This window comes from uncultured Thiodictyon sp. (assembly GCF_903946935.1).
Lineage (GTDB): Bacteria > Pseudomonadota > Gammaproteobacteria > Chromatiales > Chromatiaceae > Thiodictyon.
Genome location: NZ_CAJAXH010000084.1, coordinates 1 through 15,287 on the forward strand (window position 1 = coordinate 1; position 15,287 = coordinate 15,287).

Below are 15,287 nucleotides of genomic sequence, written 5' to 3' on the forward strand. Positions count from 1 at the left end.
GCCACCGCCTCGACCGCCCGCAGACGGTGCAGCGCCTTCTTCGTCATCTCGATGGTCTCCTCCGGCATCACGCCCCCTCGGTTGCCCAAAGGGGACATCTCTACATTGCACGGAGGGGACATTACTACTTTGGGTTAACATTCTCGGAAATCGCCTTGAGTGCCGCCGGCCGGCCGCATCTTGACGGCGGGGTATAGGTGTCGCCGATGCTCACGAGCGACTGCGAACTGCGTGATAGGGAGCGGTTATGTGCGGGGCCTGAGCCCCGCACAGGGTTCGCCAACAGTCTTCTCGCTATCGGTATTGTACCGAATGGCAACCGCTAGCTGGCACTATCGAAGAATCGCCCGCCACCCCCCGCGGCTTGGAAGTGCCGATGTGATGTTGCGTACAAAAGCGAAACTCACCGCACAGTTGCCCGTCACTGCCCCGGTCGTATAACTGCTGCCACTCCAACTCCCCGCGGGACAAGTCCCGCCGACCGCGCTGTTGGTGGTGTAACCGGTGTTCGGCGTGACGGTGAACTGCGCCGTCGCCCCAGAGGTCACGGTACGGCTCGCCGGACTCACGCTGCCGCCCGTACCGGCGCTCGCCGTCACAGTGTAGCTGGTTCCGGTCGCGGTGAAACTGAAGCTCACCGTACAATTGGCCGTCACCGCCCCGGTCGTGTAACTGCTGCCGCTCCAACTGCCCGCCGGACAGGTCCCGCCGACCGCCGTATTGGTTGAATAACCTGTGTTCGGCGTGACGGTAAATTGTGCGGTCGCCCCCGAGTTGACCGTGAGGCTCGCCGGGCTCACGCTGCCACCAGTACCGGCACTCGCCGTCACCGTGTAGCTGCTCAGGGTGAAACTGAAGCTCAAGGTACAATTGGCCGTCACCGCCCCGGTCGTGTAATTGCTCCCGCTCCAACTGCCCGCCGGGCAGGTCCCGCCGACCGCCGTATTGGTCGAATAACCTGTGTTCGGCGTGACGGCAAATTGCGCCGTCGCCCCAGAGGCTACCGTGCGGCTCGCCGGACTCACACTGCCGCCCGTACCGGCGCTAGCGGTCACTGTATAACTGGTCGGACTGGGGGTAAAGACAACGGTATCCACCCAGCCGGCATCCTGCCCCACACTGACACTACCATCCTTGGTATAAGACCATGCAATGGTATGCTGACCGGTCGGAATATCGACAGTCTGTTGCTGCCAATCCACCTCGCCGGTAATGGAGAACAGCGCCGTCCCATCCGATGTGAATCTCAAATAGTCCCAACCGTTTTCGGACGATACCTTCCAGAAGAAAGTTAATGATCCGGGTCCGGTTACAACCGTGTTCAGATTGCTTGACTGGGAGTCGACCATAGCGCCGCTTTGCGCAGCATCCACTCCATCGTGCGTGGTCAGCGTCTCGCCAGCCCAATTGGCATTGCCGTTGGTCGTCCAAGTCAAGGAGGTGTTGTCCAAGGCTTGGCCCAGCGACGGTTGCACACTGAAGCTGAAGCTCACCGTACAATTTCCGGCAATCGCCCCGGTGGTGTAATCGCTCCCGCTCCAACTCCCCGCCGGACAGGTCCCGCCGACCGCCGTGTTGGTCGAATAACCTGTGTTCGGCGTGACGGTAAATTGCGCCATTGCCCCAGAGCTGACAGTCCGGCTCGCCGGACTCACACTGCCGCCCGTACCGGCACTCGCCGTCACTGTATAGGTCGTGGAGGATGCAGCGAGATTGACGATGCTGACCGATAAGAGCTGCATGCCTGAATAACTGCCGCCCCAAGGCATGGTATGGGTCCCATAGTCCCAGGTATCATGCACATAGACGGTACTGGTGGCCGCGTCATAACCGACCCCGACAATCGAATGCCCAGCGAGGTTGAGAAAGACTGGACGACCGGCATCAATCTGTGCCTGATAATCGGCAAAGCCAAAGCCGCCCGCGACATTATTATCAGTGTTTCGACTGAAACAGTCGGTGACCGAATAGCCTTTGGCCTCGTAGAACAGCTTCCGCCCATAGGTCCCATCCACGTCCTGGATGCCATAAGTCACCATATCGGCGCAGGTTAACGGCGCACCTGACGTTGTCCAATTATAGAAAGTGGTCGACCCGTCGGTATTGCTGTAGGCGGACTGACTGGTCTTCATGTAGTCGCCGATGGCATCGCCCCAGGCGTGCTGCGCCCACGCCCCAGTGACATAGGGATCGCTGGCGGTACTGTTATAGGCCACCCAATAATCGTCGATCGAGCCGCGGGTGGCCCTGCCGTCCAGCCCCTGATGCGAAGCGGTCAATGGGCATTGGCCATAGGTGGCTCCTGCCCCATCCGTCCAGTTAGGCCATGAACTGCTGTCCAAGGGCATCACGCCGGCATTCGTGGGACCGGTATACATGTTCGGCATGCCATTGCGGTCATAAAAGGCCGCAATCATGGCGCCGGAGGTGGCGGAACAACCGAACGACCAGTTAAAGGCGGGCACGGTCAGGGTGACGGCACTCGCGACCTGCGCCCCGGGCAAAACGAGCTCGGAGCGCTGCAGTGCGGAACCGGGCGGCGGGACCGGCGGCCCCTTGATGGTCCGTCGCTCGATACTGGGGCCGCCGGGCGACGTGACGGTCTGCTGGTCAGTGTAGTCGAGCGTATCGCCGGAGCGGTCGTCGACACGGTTGACGTTCGCCCGGTCGAGTCGGTCGACATGCAGCAGCACCTCACCGAGTTGCGCATCGACCCAGATGAACTCACGCAGCTCAGTGCCGGTGGCCTCGATAAACCAGGTCAAGCGACTGGACGCTGGCTGGCCATCGAACAGCCCGCGATTGAAAATTTGCAACTGCGGGGTACTCAGGGTGGCCGCCGTCACCTTGAGATGCGCGGCAAGCATGGTACCGGCCGCCGCCAAGGCCTGCGCCGGCGTCACCCTGGGCGTCTTGTCCACCGCACCCAGGTCCGGCAAGGTGTTGGCCACCACCGCGCCGACCGCGCCTTGCGTCAGATTGACAACGATCTCACCGCCGTACACCACGATTCCATTGTGCTGTTGGAGGAAGCGCACATGCTCGACGCCCATGGCATCCGGGCCAAAGACGCCATCGGCCCGCAGTTGATCCGGGGCGGAAATGCCAAAGGCGCCCCCATAAGCACCCAAAAACAGCCGTCCGCGCTCTTGGGCCGTGGCGCCGCCCAAGGTCGGAATGGCCTGACCGGGCGCGGCGCCGAGATAGGTCACCAGACCGGTCCGAGGCGATTTTGTAATCGCGATCCCCGCCCCTGCCACGGTCTCCAACCGTTGCAGTGCATTCTGCACCATCGCATCGGTGGCCCGAACCGGGACGGCACCGGTCGCAGTGGATGCGGGCGCGCCCGCGGCCGCGGGAACCCCGCCAGCAACCGCCACGGCGTGCGGCAACATACCCGCGCCCAGTGACAGGCCCAGGATCAGCAGAAAATTGCCAAAGATGACACCGACGGACGGGGACCGCGGCATGCAACGACACCAAACAGACCGAATCGACATGGCTCTATCTCCCTCACTAAATTTTCACAGTGACTCTGCGAACGAACCTCGACTTAGGTACCCAGCGCGGTCGACGCCAACAATGCGTGAGCTGGCCCACCTCATGCAGGAACCTGGTCGGCCGTGTTTATAACAAGGTTAGGCGACTTTGGCAATGGGTCATCGCCGGCACACGCCACCGCTCGATACCAAGGGCGGTCAGTTCAGGCAGCGGCTAAAAGATACCTCTTGCGGACCAACGCTCGCTCGTGACATGGTGGCATCACCGGCGTGCTTTCCAGACCGTCCTGAGAACCGATGCATACACTGATGACCATGGCTAACCGGCAGGCTGGCGCCGGTGGCTGAGGAGGAACACAACCGATCCGACCAGCCGCGTGAACTGGCGGAGACCTTGCACGTCTACGCCTTCCCGCGCTGGAAGTGGCCGGTCGTGCGGCAGTGCTTTCCCGGCCGGCGGGTAGTGTTCTGCCGCTCGGGGGCCGCGATGCCGCGCACCGGCACGCTGGCGCTCTGGGGCATGGCGCCCGTGCCCGCCCGGGTTGCGCCTGGGGTCCGCGTGCTGCGCATGGAGGACGGCTTCTTGCGCTCGGTCGGTCTGGGCGCCGAATTGGTGCGGCCCCTGTCCTGGGTCGTGGATGCGCAGGGAATCTACTACGATGCGACGCGCCCATCGGACCTTGAATCCATCTTGGCCACCCAGGCGTTCGACACCGACCTATTGGCCCGGGCAGCGGCCGTGCGGGCACGGATCGTCGCGGCCGGCCTGACCAAATACAATGTCGGATTTAAGCCCTGGCACCGACCAACGGCCGCCGCCTCGGCGATCCTGGTGCCAGGCCAGGTGGAAAGCGATGCGTCCCTCGCTTACGGCGCGCCCGGGGAGCGCACGAACATGGGGCTGCTACGCGCCGTGCGTGCCGCAAATCCCGATTCCTACGTAATCTACAAACCACACCCTGACGTACTCGCCCGCCTGCGACTCGGGGGGCAGGGCGAAGCGGAGGCTGCACGCTGGTGCGACGAGGTCGTGACCGACGCCAACATGGGGGACCTGCTGCAGGCGGTAGACGAGGTGCATGTCCTGACCTCGCTGGCGGGCTTTGAGGCCTTGTTGCGCGGCAAGGCCGTCACTTGCTACGGCCAGCCATTTTATTCGGGTTGGGGACTCACCCGCGACCGCCTGCCCAACCCCCGCCGTCACCGCCGCCTGACCCTCGACGAACTGACGGCCGGGGCCTTGTTCGCCTATCCGCACTATCTGAGCCGCGATGGGCGGCACCTGACCACCCCGGAGGAGGCGCTCGACACCCTGCTGGCGTGGCGCCAACGCAGCGGGGGCAGAACGCCTTGGTGGCAGGAGCCTTACCGTTTTTTTCTGCGGCGGATCATCGGCGTACGCTAGACCTTAAAAACGCGCCGGTTGGCGAGCCGGGGCGGACGGTTGAGCAGGGCGTAAATGCGCCCGACCAGCGGATTGAGGAGGCGCCACGGCGAGTACAGGGCGAGACTGATGGGCGTGACCGTCGCCCCCAAATCCTGCTTGATTGAATAGGTGGTCAAACCGAGCTCGAGACGCCGCGCACCCAAGCGGATGGCGGTTTCGATCACGGCGTAGCCGACATAGATGTACAGACCGTCGTTGACGGCGTGGTTGCGGCCGAAGTACAACCAGCGCAAGAGATCGCCGTCGAGCAGCAACAGGGCATGGCCGACCAACTCATCCCCTCGGTAGAAGAGCAGAACCTTCGAGCGCTCCCCGAGACGCCGGGAAAACTCCCGATAAAAGGTCGGGTTCAGCACTTCACGCTGGAACTCGTCGGCCTGCTCGTGGACGACCAGCCATTGTCGGCAGAGGGTGTCGGCAAGGTCAGCGAAGTCGTCGCGCAATTCGTGGCGGACCTGCTGCTCCCGGTTGCGGCGCAGGTGTTTGAGTAACTTGCTGCGATAGTAGCTGGTCAGGGCCGCGACATACTCCTCCGGGGTGCGCCAGCGGATGTCCAGGTAAGTGTTTGGCAGGCTGCCTACCCAGTGATAGCCGAGCCGCTCCAAGTCACGCCGGAGGGCCGCTGCCGGGGGCTCGAAGTCGCGCATCACAATAATGAGATGGCCCTTGACCCGGGCGATCTCCTGAAGCATCTTGGCCAACGCGGCGACGACTTGATCGTTCATACGCTGGTCGCTGGCCGCGAAGGGTGGGCTGCTAACGAGAATGGGGGTACCACATTCGAGCATACGGAATTTGAGAAAATGAGGAAACACCAGGCGCACCTTGGCCAGCAGGCCGCGCAGCACCGGTGGCGCGAAAATGGCCACATCGGTCGTTATGGCATAGAAACCGGCGAAGGCGACTGGCTCCTCCGCGTCGTCGCAGACCAGTACATAGCGGTGGTGAAAATCGTTGAGTCCAGATGTTTCCACGAGTTCCCAGAGCGCGCGGGAATGGCTACAGGAGTGACCCTGCACCAACGCCTCCCAGGTGTCTACGGGAACCTCATCAATGTTGGTAAATATTTTTGTTTTCAAGATGTTCAGTGAGATGTTCCATGGCCAAGCGCTTGCCGGTCGGATCGACGGCGCGCTCAGCGCGGCGCGCGGCGGTGAGGTCTTGATGATTCTAAACGATTTCGGCTGATGAGCGACTTTTCAAAACCACTGGTGCTCGTCACGGGCGCAACCGGATTCATTGGCAGCCAGTTGGCGGCGCGTTTGCTGGCGGACGGCTGGCGCCTGCGGCTGCTGGTGCGCGAACGGCAGCGACTGGCGCCGGCCTTGGCCGCCGGGGCAGAGGTGATCGTCGGCGATCTGGGAGACCCGGCGGCCTTGGCCCAGGCGGTCTCGCAGGTGGCGTTGGTGTTCCATTGCGCCGCAAATGTTAACACCTGGGACACCAAAGAGAATTATCTTTCGGTCAACGTGATTGGAGTGGGTAACCTGATGGCGGCCCTGGCGCGGGAGCGCTCGACGCTGACCCGGTTGGTCCACCTGTCCACGGTAGACGTCTATGGCTTTCCGGCCACCGCCTGCACCGAGGAAGGACCGAGCGGCGGCGACGCGTTCGGTTATGGCGCGAGCAAGCTGCAAGGAGAGGCGGTGGTGCGGCAACTGGGTGCCGCCCATGGCATCCCTTTCACCATCCTGCGGCCAACGAATGTCATCGGCCCGGGGAGCCCCTTCATCGTGCGCATCGGTGAGGCACTGAACTCCGGGCTGATGCTGACGGTGGACGGCGGCCAGGCCAATGCCGGTCTGCTGATGGTCGATCATCTCATCGATTGCATGCTGTGGGCCGCCACGGCGACCGGGGCGGCGGGGCAGACCTACAACGTCCGTGATTGCGAGGACATGACCTGGGCCACCTTCCTGCGGCGCTTCCGCACGGCGATCGGCGGACGCGGCCTCATCATTGACTTACCCTTCTGGTTGGCCGACACACTGGCCGCTGGACTGGAATTCGTTCATCGTGTCATCCTGCCCACTCGGGAGCCACTGCTGCATCGCCTGCTGGTGCGCATCTTTGGACGAACCTGCGGCCATGATGCCACCAGGATTCACGCCGCCAGCGGGCTCGTCGATCACCGGGATACTGAGCAAGCCCTTGACCGATCGTTCCGCTGGTTTAGGGAGCGACCGCCGACCGCTTGAGTCTCGTTCCGGGGGTCACAGCGGCCCGGCGCTCATCTAATGGATCATTGCATGCCAAAGCTACATTTCGTTTTCCTGCAAGGGATGCCGTCGCCGTTCTTCAGCAGAATTGGTGACCGGCTGTCGCGCGCCGGCTGCCAGGTCACTGGGATCAATTTGTGTTTTGGCGACTGGTTCTTCTGGAACGGCGGCGAGACCATCAATTACCGCGGGAGCCTGGACGCTTGGCCACGCTTCCTGGATGAGTTCTGCGCGATCAACACCGTGACCGACCTCGTCCTGTTGGGCGAGCAGCGCAATTATCACCAACGGGCGGTGGCCGTCGCCCAGGCCCGTGGCGTACGCGTGACGGTGACTGATTTCGGCTACCTGCGGCCTGACTGGATCACGCTGGAGCGCGACGGGATGGGCGGCAACTCGCGCTTTCCCAGATCGGTCGAGGCGATCCGGGCGCTGGCAATGCGCCTGCCGGCGCCCGACTTGACCAGGCGCTATAGCGACAGCGCGCTGCGAATGGCCGTCGGGGATTTGCTTTACAGCTTCGGCAACGCCTTGCTGTGGTGGCTGTTTCCTCGCTATCAACGCAGCGACAAGCGCCCTCACCCGTTTATCTATGCCCCGGCCAGCGCCCGCCGCCTGCTGCGCGCCAGGGCCGGGCAGCGCCGTGCGGCGGCGGCGTTGCAGGCGCTACGCGCCAGGACCGAGCGCTATTTCGTGTTTCCGCTCCAACTGGAACACGACTTCCAGATCGTCGCCTACTCGCCCTTTACCAACCTTGATGAGCCGATCCGCTTAGTCATCGCCTCATTTGCGCGACACGCGGCGCCCGACACCTGCTTACTGATCAAGGCCCACCCCTGGGACCCCGGTGTGAAGAACTGGGCCAAGCGGGTTGGCCGCTGGGCGGCAGAGGTTGGCGTCGCGACGCGCGTGGTCTACATCGACGGGGGCAATCTCGACGAGATGATACACGGATCGGCGGGCCTGGTGACCGTAAACAGCACGTCCGGGATACGGGCGCTACAGCTCGGGAGTCCGGTCAAGCTGCTAGGGCAGGCCGTCTATGACGTGCCAGGTCTGACGTTTCAAGGACACCTCGACGCATTCTGGAGTACGGCCCAGCCCCCCGACACTGGACTGGTCGAGTCATTCATCAGGGCACTGACCGGCACCATCCAGATTCGCGGCGTTTTCTTCAGCGAACCCGGATTGACCGCGGCCGTGACAGCCGCCGTAGAACGCTTATTGACGCAAGCGGTCGGTGAGCCGCAGGTCGTATGAGATTCAAGCATTTACCCGCCCCCGCCCAGCGGGTGCGCCGCTTGATCCTCCATATCGGCGCGGCCAAGACCGGCAGTACCGCGATCCAAGCCGCATTGGCCGCCAATCGCGGCCGACTGGCAGACCAAGGCGTGCTCTACCCCACCAGCCTTGGTCTGCGCACCCACTCGCTGATGGCGATCTGCGCGGGCTCGCTTTGGGATTACAAGAACCAGTATCGACAACAAGGCATTCGTCCCGTCATCGGGGTCATGAAAACCCGCCAAGCTGCGCTCTCCATGCTGGCGGCCGAGGTGGACGCCAGCCGAGCGGAGACGCTCATCATCTCCTCCGAGGGGCTCTTCACCGACTATAGCGACAAGGGCTCAGTGCAACGATTAAAGCGCATTGCTGACGCCTTGGCCGAGGAGACCCAGGTCGTGGTGTTCTTGCGGCGCCAGGATGAGGCACTGCTCAGTCACTTCGTCCATGGCCGCCGCCTGGGGCATACCAAAGAATTGCTGGTGCCGGAGGAACTCAGGCACTTGACCTATCTCGATTACCATCGGCAACTCACCTGCTGGTCAGCGGCTTTTGGTACACACCACCTAGGGGTGCAGCCATTTCGTCGCGACCGCTTTGCCCAAGGCGATATTGTTCACTGGTTTCTGGCGTGCCTGGGCATCGATGCCAGCGGTTTTCAGATTCCCGCCGAGGTCAATCTTGGTTTGGATACCTTGCAAGAGGAGTTCTTGCAGCGGCTCAATGTCATTATCCCACGCTTCCACGACGGGCAACCCAACAAGCTCCGGGGGGACTCTATGATGCAATTGACCGGGCCCGGCGGACTTACGATAAGCGACGGTTAGTAACGGTGCAGAAACAAGTTATACACGATAATTCGACGCGAAACCTTGTAAAACAGTCTGTTGCGCTAAAGCAACGCGCCACTTGTTAGTGAACCGTCCCTTATCATGGCTGGAACGGCAACAGATACTGGAGCGTTTTAGGCGATCGAATGAACGCCTCGCCGTAACATACGGCAACCCCGGAGAGGACTTTTTTTCGCCCCTGAGTCAAGCAGCGGAAAATGACGATCCCCCCAGTCTGTCAGTGGCGGATACCCTGCGAATTGCCGCCGAGGCGTGGCAATGGAGTGCCGAACAGGAGTTGACGCTCCGGGAAATCATCGCCCATCAGCAGGCGAGAATTGACCAACTGGAGGAGAAGGCAAAATAATAAAGAGGTTAATCGGTCGAACCCAGGACCTCGCGCGATCCCGCCCGGGCCACGCAACCTAGAAAGAGTAGTTGTCACGCCAAGGCGCCAAGCTCGCCAAGGCTTTTCAGTGCGTTATCAGCGTTGCGCCAGTCACCCGGCAGGTGATCTGGATAGTGGCTCTGCCCGATTATATTGCTTGGCGAACTTGGCGCCTTGGCGTGAGCAATTCCTGGGTTTAGGCTCAACGATCAGACCGAGCGCGAACCATCTCCAGAAAGGCGTCGACACGCGCAAAATGTCCGGCCCAGGTCGGCACCGCAAAGCGCGCCATCCGCGCCAATTGGGCGGCCCGCCGGGGGCTATCCGGGGGGCAATAGGCCTCAATAACCTCGCGCCAACGCCGACCATCCAGCGGATCGATGTACTCGGGCACGTCGCCGGCGATCTCCGCGAAGACCGGCAGGTCGCTCGCGATGACCGGCACGCCCAGGGAGAGGGCCTCCGCCACTGGCATGCCATAACCCTCCGCAAATGACGGGAATAGCAGTGCCTCGGCATGGTGCAGATAGGTGGCCAATTCGCTATCCGAGCAGCGTGCGTGCTCGATCACGAACCCGCGCAAGGGCTCGCAACGCTCCAACAAGTCCACCACTTGCTCACACTCCCAACCGCGCTGCCCGATCACCACCAAGCGCGGCGCCGCCGGCCCCAGGTCGGCAATAATGTGCCGCCACAGATGCAGCAGCAACCAATGGTTCTTGCGCGGCTCAACCGTACTGAGGAACACGAAATAGGGTCCAGCCACCGGCCGCGGCCCGGGGGCCACGGAGGGTAATCCGGATGCCAGCAGGGCGGCCTGGGTCGGCGGCAGGTCCCGACCGGCATCTTGGGCGTAGGCATTCAGGTCCGCGAGGGTCGCCCGAGAATTGGTGATGATCCCACTGGCCAGACCGATCATGTTGTCGAGCCGCGTGCGGTGACGCAGCCCCTCACCCGGGCGGCAATATTCTGGGTGGGACAGAGGGATCAGGTCATGCAGCAGAAATACCAGCCGGACCTGGCGTTGCGCCAGGATGCGCGCATAGCCTGGGTGCTCCAACCCAACGTGTCCGGTGTTGATCAGCAAGCGACCGGACGACCGGGGGCGGCCCAGGGCGGTGACAATCCCATGAGCGACGAGTTTCCGGGTGCCTGGACGATGCCGCGCGTCCGGGCATAACAGCCGCTGGAACAGGGCTTCGGAAGCGGGGCGGGACAACTCAAACCCAACACCATGCCAGCGCACCAACGCGCGGGCGCGGGGCCGGTAGTGCTCGATATAGGCCAGGCTGACCCGGTCGACCCCGGTTGGCAACCGCCCCTGCAGGAACCGCCCGAGAAGCCTTGTTACATCGATCAGCACCTCATGCACCGCCCGATCCACGCCAGCGACAAGGGCGATCCGTGGCCGGGCGACCCCGACTCGGGCGGCGCGCGAGCGAACTCCGGGGCGCTTTTCCAAACTTGCCTGGAGTACTCACAATTTGTTGACGGCGTTGCCGACATTCACGATGGGATAGACCACCGACACGATCAAATTCAGGAACTTCTGCAACTCGGCGGCAGGGGCATTGGATACATAGAGGATGTCTTTACTTTGCATCGGGAAGTTCTGCGCGGCAAAAAAGGTCGCCGGGTCCTTGAGATCGACCCGATAGACAACGGCCACCCGACCATCCGGCGTCGTGACCGGGGGCACCGGCCAGTCCAAGGCATGGGCGTCCTCAAAGCGGAAGACAAAGGCCCCGCCCGCCTGCGCTCGGTTGTCCTGCAACCCGCCGACCCGCCCCAAGGCCTGGGCGAGCGAGATGCCCTTGGCCTCGAAATTGATCTCGCTGTTATTGCCGGTCGCCCCCAGGGCCGTGAAGCTCAAGGGCTGATAGAGGGCCGCGATGACGTCTCCGGGTTTGAGCAGGATATTCTGGCGCGGGTCGCGCACTATCTCCTGCAAGGGCATCGACTGCACCTGGCTGCCGCGGGTGACCTGGAGCGTCATCTTATCGAGCGGCTGGCGTAGCCCTCCGGTCGCCGCCAAGGCGTCCAGCAGGCGTTCGCCACGGGCCGTCAAGGGCATTCGGGCACTGGTGGTCACCTCACCGACCACGGTCACGGCGGCGGTCTGGTTGCGGGTCACCCGCACCTGGACCTGCGGCTGGTTGGCCTTACCTTGCAAGCGTGCCGCCACCTCGGCGGCGATTTGCTGGGTGGTCATGCCCGACACCGGTACCGCCCCGACAAACGGCAGGCCGATGGTCCCATCCGCATTGATCATCTGCTCCGGAAAGGTCGTCGCCGTGGCGGTCGCCGGACCCGCGCTGGGCGGGATCGAGCCGCCGCCGAACAGCATTCCAGGTGGCGCCTCCCAGACCGACACCTCGATCCCATCGCCCGGGCCCACCACCCCGACCGCATGCCCGGCAGCCGCGAGGCTCTCTGAAAACAGGGTTTGGGGACGATTGGCCAACAACCGCCGCGCCACCGTGTCGGTCAAGGCGACGACCTGGATCCCCGAGGTGCGCGGGTCGGCCCCGGAGGCATTGACCTGGGCAGAATTAGGGCCGGATGAAGACAGCCAATCCGTGGCCAGGGCACAACCGCCCAACACCAGCGATACCGAGGTACAGCCGACCATCAAAAAACGCAGGGACTTAAGCCAAACTGCCATCATGTCATCCCCGGTTAGGGGTCCTCAAATTTAGCAAACCGCCGGCCAACGAATCGGTCATCGGCCCGTCGCGGCGCCTGCCCTCGCCCGCGCCAGCACGGGGCAACGGCGCGAGCGGTGCATCGCGAACTTAGAGCACCGACACCCGGCGGACCAGAAAGGCCAGACCACGCTCGTCATCGCCTCCGCCTGGAAACCGATTCGGTACGAAGACTTGGTCCGCCGCAATCCGCACCGTCACCGCTTGCCCGTCCGGCACACCAGCGACTGGGATGTCCAGTAAGAAAGGCCCGCGCGACTCGATACGCACCTGCGCCGCCCAGCCCCAACTGCTGCACAGCGCCAGCGCCAGGGGCGCTTCGATCGGCCAGGCATGATCACACTCCAAGCGCACGACGCCCCACGCGGACGGCACGGCCGCGACCCTCACCTCCATGACCTGTGGTGCCCAAGCATCAGGCCCCACGTCGACATAGAGCCCGGGCAATGCCAGGCGCAACCTGACATCTTGGTTCAGATCATCCCACAGTCTCAACGCCGCCTCGCGCTCCAGGCAATCCTCCAGTTCACCCACAAACCCAGTCACCGCGTTGACCAGATCATCCGCTACGTCACCGAAGGGATAGACCGCCAACAGTTCATCCACATGGGTGCGCAACCAGTGATCCTCGGCATGACCCAGGTATTTCGCCAGCAAGCGCACTGCCTCCGTCGCGACCAGGCGCCGTTGCTTACGGGTAATGCAGTCCGCGTGCAAACGCGAGTGCGCGAGCACCCGATCGATATACCCGATACGCTCGGGGAATCGCTGAAACAACCGCAGCCAGAGATCGAAGTCGAAGGCCGTCGCCAGCCCTTCGTCCAAGGGGCCGATTTCCGCGAGGGCCGAGCGCCGAAGGAAGACCGTCGGTTGGCAAATGAAGCAACCGCTCTGAAAGGAGGCGATGCCGGCCGTCGGCACACGCGTGGGATAGCGCCCGAGCGGCTTGCCGTCGGCATCGATGTGTTCCCCCTCACCATAGACCATCACGGACGCTGGATTGGCGGCGAAATAGGCAACGGCCTGGGCAATGGCCTCAGGGGCATAGAGGTCATCGGAATTGAGCCACCCGATGAGCGCGCCGCGCGCGCGACCCAGTGCCTGATTGATCGCGTTCGCCGGCCCGGAATCAGGCCCGGAACGCCAGCTCAGGCGGCCCCCGAAACGCGCGGCGAGCCGGACCAGTCGATCCTGGGTACCATCGACCGATCCGCCATCGGCGACGATCAACTCCACGTCCTGGTCGCCTGGTCCCAGGATACTCATGATCGCCGCTTCGATATAACGGCCCTGGTTGAGCGAGGGCATCACCACCGACACGAGCGGGCACTCCTCGCCACGCGTTGACTCACTGATCCACTCGGTCTGCCGATGTGGCTTATCCAAGGTTCGAAACCTCACTAACGATGACTGGCGAGGGGGCGTGCAACGGCGACAGGCGGTCGTATCGCCGTCCACCGAGCGCCGCTCCTTGGCGAGTCTGCGTCCGTGCCGGCAGCGACCGCACGGGGCTAATGCCCACGGCGAGCGGCCCGCCAAGGACGCCATCTGGACGAAGTCTTGGGAGGCACTGGCGCAACCCGCAGCGAGCGCAGGCGGATCGCCAGGGATCGGTCGTCGTCCGAGCCGCGCTCCAGCGGCGACACCAAGTGCGGAAATCTCAATTCGAATGTCCATGCGGCAGCGGCACTGGCGCCGTCCACGTCAAAGCAGCCAATCACCAACGTCGGATAACCCGTCTTGGTCACCTCAACCGTAATCGGCTGGCCATTGCGAGCCACCGTCATCCCTTTGAGTATCTCCGGGGCCATGGCATCGACCACGTCCAGCTGCAGTTCAAAATGCCCCTCACCCAAGCCAGGCACCGTGAGTGAACTCAGCGGCGCGGGACCGGCCCAGCGCCCGTCCGACTCAGCGCTATACCAGTTGGTACCCTGAATGGCATTGCCGCACAGATCGACCGTCACCGGCAGCGTCGCGGCCGACCCGGTATTGGCACCACTGCCCACCTCAGCGACCCGCTCGCGGCCAACAGGCAGCCAGCGGCGCCTAGGCTTGACCGCCGCCTTCGCGGCCACCGCGGCAACCCGCAGGGAGCGCAGGCGTATCGCCAGGTGTCGGGTGTCGTCCGCGCCCCGCTCGACCGGAGACATCAGGCGGGGGAATCTCAATTCAAAGTTCCAAGTCGCATTGGCGCTGGCATCAGCCATCTCAAATCGACCGACGATCAGCTTGGGATAACGCTTCCGCGACCGCTGCTGAGTGACCGCAACCGCGATCGGTCTGCCGTTGCAGGACACCGCCATCCCTTTGAATATCTCCGGCGTCATGGCATCGACCACGTCCAGTTGCAGTTCGAAGTGCCCCTCACCCAGCCCAGGAACCTGCAACGAACTCACCTGCGCGGGACCGGCCCAGCGCCCGTCCGACTCGGACGCATACCAGTTCGTCCCGTCGATCTCCTTGCACAGATCGATCATCAGCTGCGTCGGCGGCGGCACCGCCGGCGCGGGGTCCGCTCGCTGTTGCAGCTCCTGGGACTTCTGTTCCCACTCCTGAGACTTGAGGAAATAAAACTCCAACTCCTCCTGAACCTGATGCAACTGCAACAAAAGGAGTTTACCCTCCTCGGCCTGCTCCGTATTCTTCGCCTGCTGTGCGGTCAAGGCCGATTGGGCAGCGGTCAGCTTCGCCGCTTGCGCCGACGAGGCCTTTTCGGCCGCAGCCAGCTTATCCTTAAGTCCCGTCAAGGTCGATTCGGCCTCAGCCCGCTTTGCCTGCTGTTGCGTCAAGGCCGCTTGGGCAGCGGTCAGCTTCGCCGCTTGCGCCGACGAGGCCTTTTCGGCCGCAGCCAGCTTATCCTTAAGTCCCGTCAAGGTCGATTCGGCCTCAGCCCGCTTTGCCTGCTGTTGCGTCA

Annotated in this window: 11 protein-coding genes; 5 read left to right on the top strand and 6 right to left on the bottom strand. The window is 63.2% G+C overall.

All coding sequences use genetic code 11. The annotated features are described in order from the left end of the window. Window positions 1-332 precede the first annotated feature (332 nt). A complete protein-coding gene (locus QZX93_RS07540) occupies window positions 333-3,470 on the bottom strand; it encodes a C39 family peptidase (protein ID WP_295386843.1) in 3,138 nt (1,045 codons plus the stop codon). 370 nt (window positions 3,471-3,840) lie between these two features. On the opposite strand from QZX93_RS07540, the gene QZX93_RS07545 reads away from it, so the two are divergent. Continuing rightward, complete coding sequence (locus tag QZX93_RS07545; RefSeq protein ID WP_295386846.1) at window positions 3,841-4,905, top strand: hypothetical protein; 1,065 nt, start codon at window positions 3,841-3,843, stop codon at window positions 4,903-4,905. Here the strand turns inward: QZX93_RS07545 and QZX93_RS07550 are convergent. Then, a complete protein-coding gene (locus tag QZX93_RS07550; protein ID WP_295386849.1) occupies window positions 4,902-6,026 on the bottom strand; it encodes a GNAT family N-acetyltransferase in 1,125 nt (374 codons plus the stop codon). The genes QZX93_RS07545 and QZX93_RS07550 overlap by 4 nt on opposite strands. Window positions 6,027-6,134: 108 nt before the next feature. On the opposite strand from QZX93_RS07550, the gene QZX93_RS07555 reads away from it, so the two are divergent. The 4 genes from QZX93_RS07555 (at window position 6,135) to QZX93_RS07570 (ending at window position 9,644) form a co-directional block, all read left to right on the top strand. Next, entirely contained in the window at window positions 6,135-7,145 is a 1,011-nt protein-coding gene (locus tag QZX93_RS07555; protein ID WP_295386851.1) for an NAD(P)-dependent oxidoreductase, read from the top strand. A 51-nt stretch (window positions 7,146-7,196) separates the two neighbouring features. After that, the gene (locus tag QZX93_RS07560; RefSeq protein ID WP_295386854.1) at window positions 7,197-8,426 is read left to right on the top strand and encodes a capsular biosynthesis protein; all 1,230 of its coding nucleotides are present in this window, start codon (window positions 7,197-7,199) and stop codon (window positions 8,424-8,426) included. Continuing rightward, entirely contained in the window at window positions 8,423-9,274 is an 852-nt protein-coding gene (locus QZX93_RS07565) for a hypothetical protein (protein ID WP_295386857.1), read from the top strand. The genes QZX93_RS07560 and QZX93_RS07565 overlap by 4 nt, the downstream gene beginning before the upstream one ends. An 88-nt stretch (window positions 9,275-9,362) precedes the next feature. Continuing rightward, window positions 9,363-9,644, top strand: coding sequence for a hypothetical protein (locus QZX93_RS07570; RefSeq protein ID WP_295386859.1), 282 nt, complete (start codon window positions 9,363-9,365; stop codon window positions 9,642-9,644). Window positions 9,645-9,867: 223 nt separating this feature from the next. On the opposite strand, the gene QZX93_RS07575 is transcribed toward QZX93_RS07570, so the two are convergent. From QZX93_RS07575 to QZX93_RS07590, 4 genes are all read right to left on the bottom strand, one after another. Then, complete coding sequence (locus QZX93_RS07575) at window positions 9,868-11,037, bottom strand: glycosyltransferase family 1 protein (RefSeq protein ID WP_295386862.1); 1,170 nt, start codon at window positions 11,035-11,037, stop codon at window positions 9,868-9,870. A 105-nt stretch (window positions 11,038-11,142) separates the two neighbouring features. Next, a complete protein-coding gene (locus QZX93_RS07580; protein ID WP_295386865.1) occupies window positions 11,143-12,333 on the bottom strand; it encodes a polysaccharide biosynthesis/export family protein in 1,191 nt (396 codons plus the stop codon). 127 nt (window positions 12,334-12,460) lie between these two features. Beyond that, window positions 12,461-13,756 carry a glycosyltransferase family 2 protein gene (locus QZX93_RS07585; protein ID WP_295386868.1) on the bottom strand — a complete coding sequence of 432 codons (1,296 nt, stop codon included), beginning with the start codon at window positions 13,754-13,756 and terminating at the stop codon, window positions 12,461-12,463. Window positions 13,757-13,881: 125 nt separating this feature from the next. Then, a partial coding sequence (locus QZX93_RS07590; protein WP_295394480.1) for a hypothetical protein occupies window positions 13,882-15,287 on the bottom strand: 1,406 nt, incomplete at its 5' end.

What these genes read in the sequence shown, in the direction of transcription:
- QZX93_RS07540 (WP_295386843.1), bottom strand. Translation starts at nt 3,470, where the DNA reads ATGCCGCGGTCCCCGTCCGTCGGTGTCATCTTTGGCAATTTTCTGCTG.
- QZX93_RS07555 (WP_295386851.1), top strand. Translation starts at nt 6,135, where the DNA reads ATGAGCGACTTTTCAAAACCACTGGTGCTCGTCACGGGCGCAACCGGA.
- QZX93_RS07560 (WP_295386854.1), top strand. Translation starts at nt 7,197, where the DNA reads ATGCCAAAGCTACATTTCGTTTTCCTGCAAGGGATGCCGTCGCCGTTC.
- QZX93_RS07565 (WP_295386857.1), top strand. Translation starts at nt 8,423, where the DNA reads ATGAGATTCAAGCATTTACCCGCCCCCGCCCAGCGGGTGCGCCGCTTG.
- QZX93_RS07580 (WP_295386865.1), bottom strand. Translation starts at nt 12,333, where the DNA reads ATGATGGCAGTTTGGCTTAAGTCCCTGCGTTTTTTGATGGTCGGCTGT.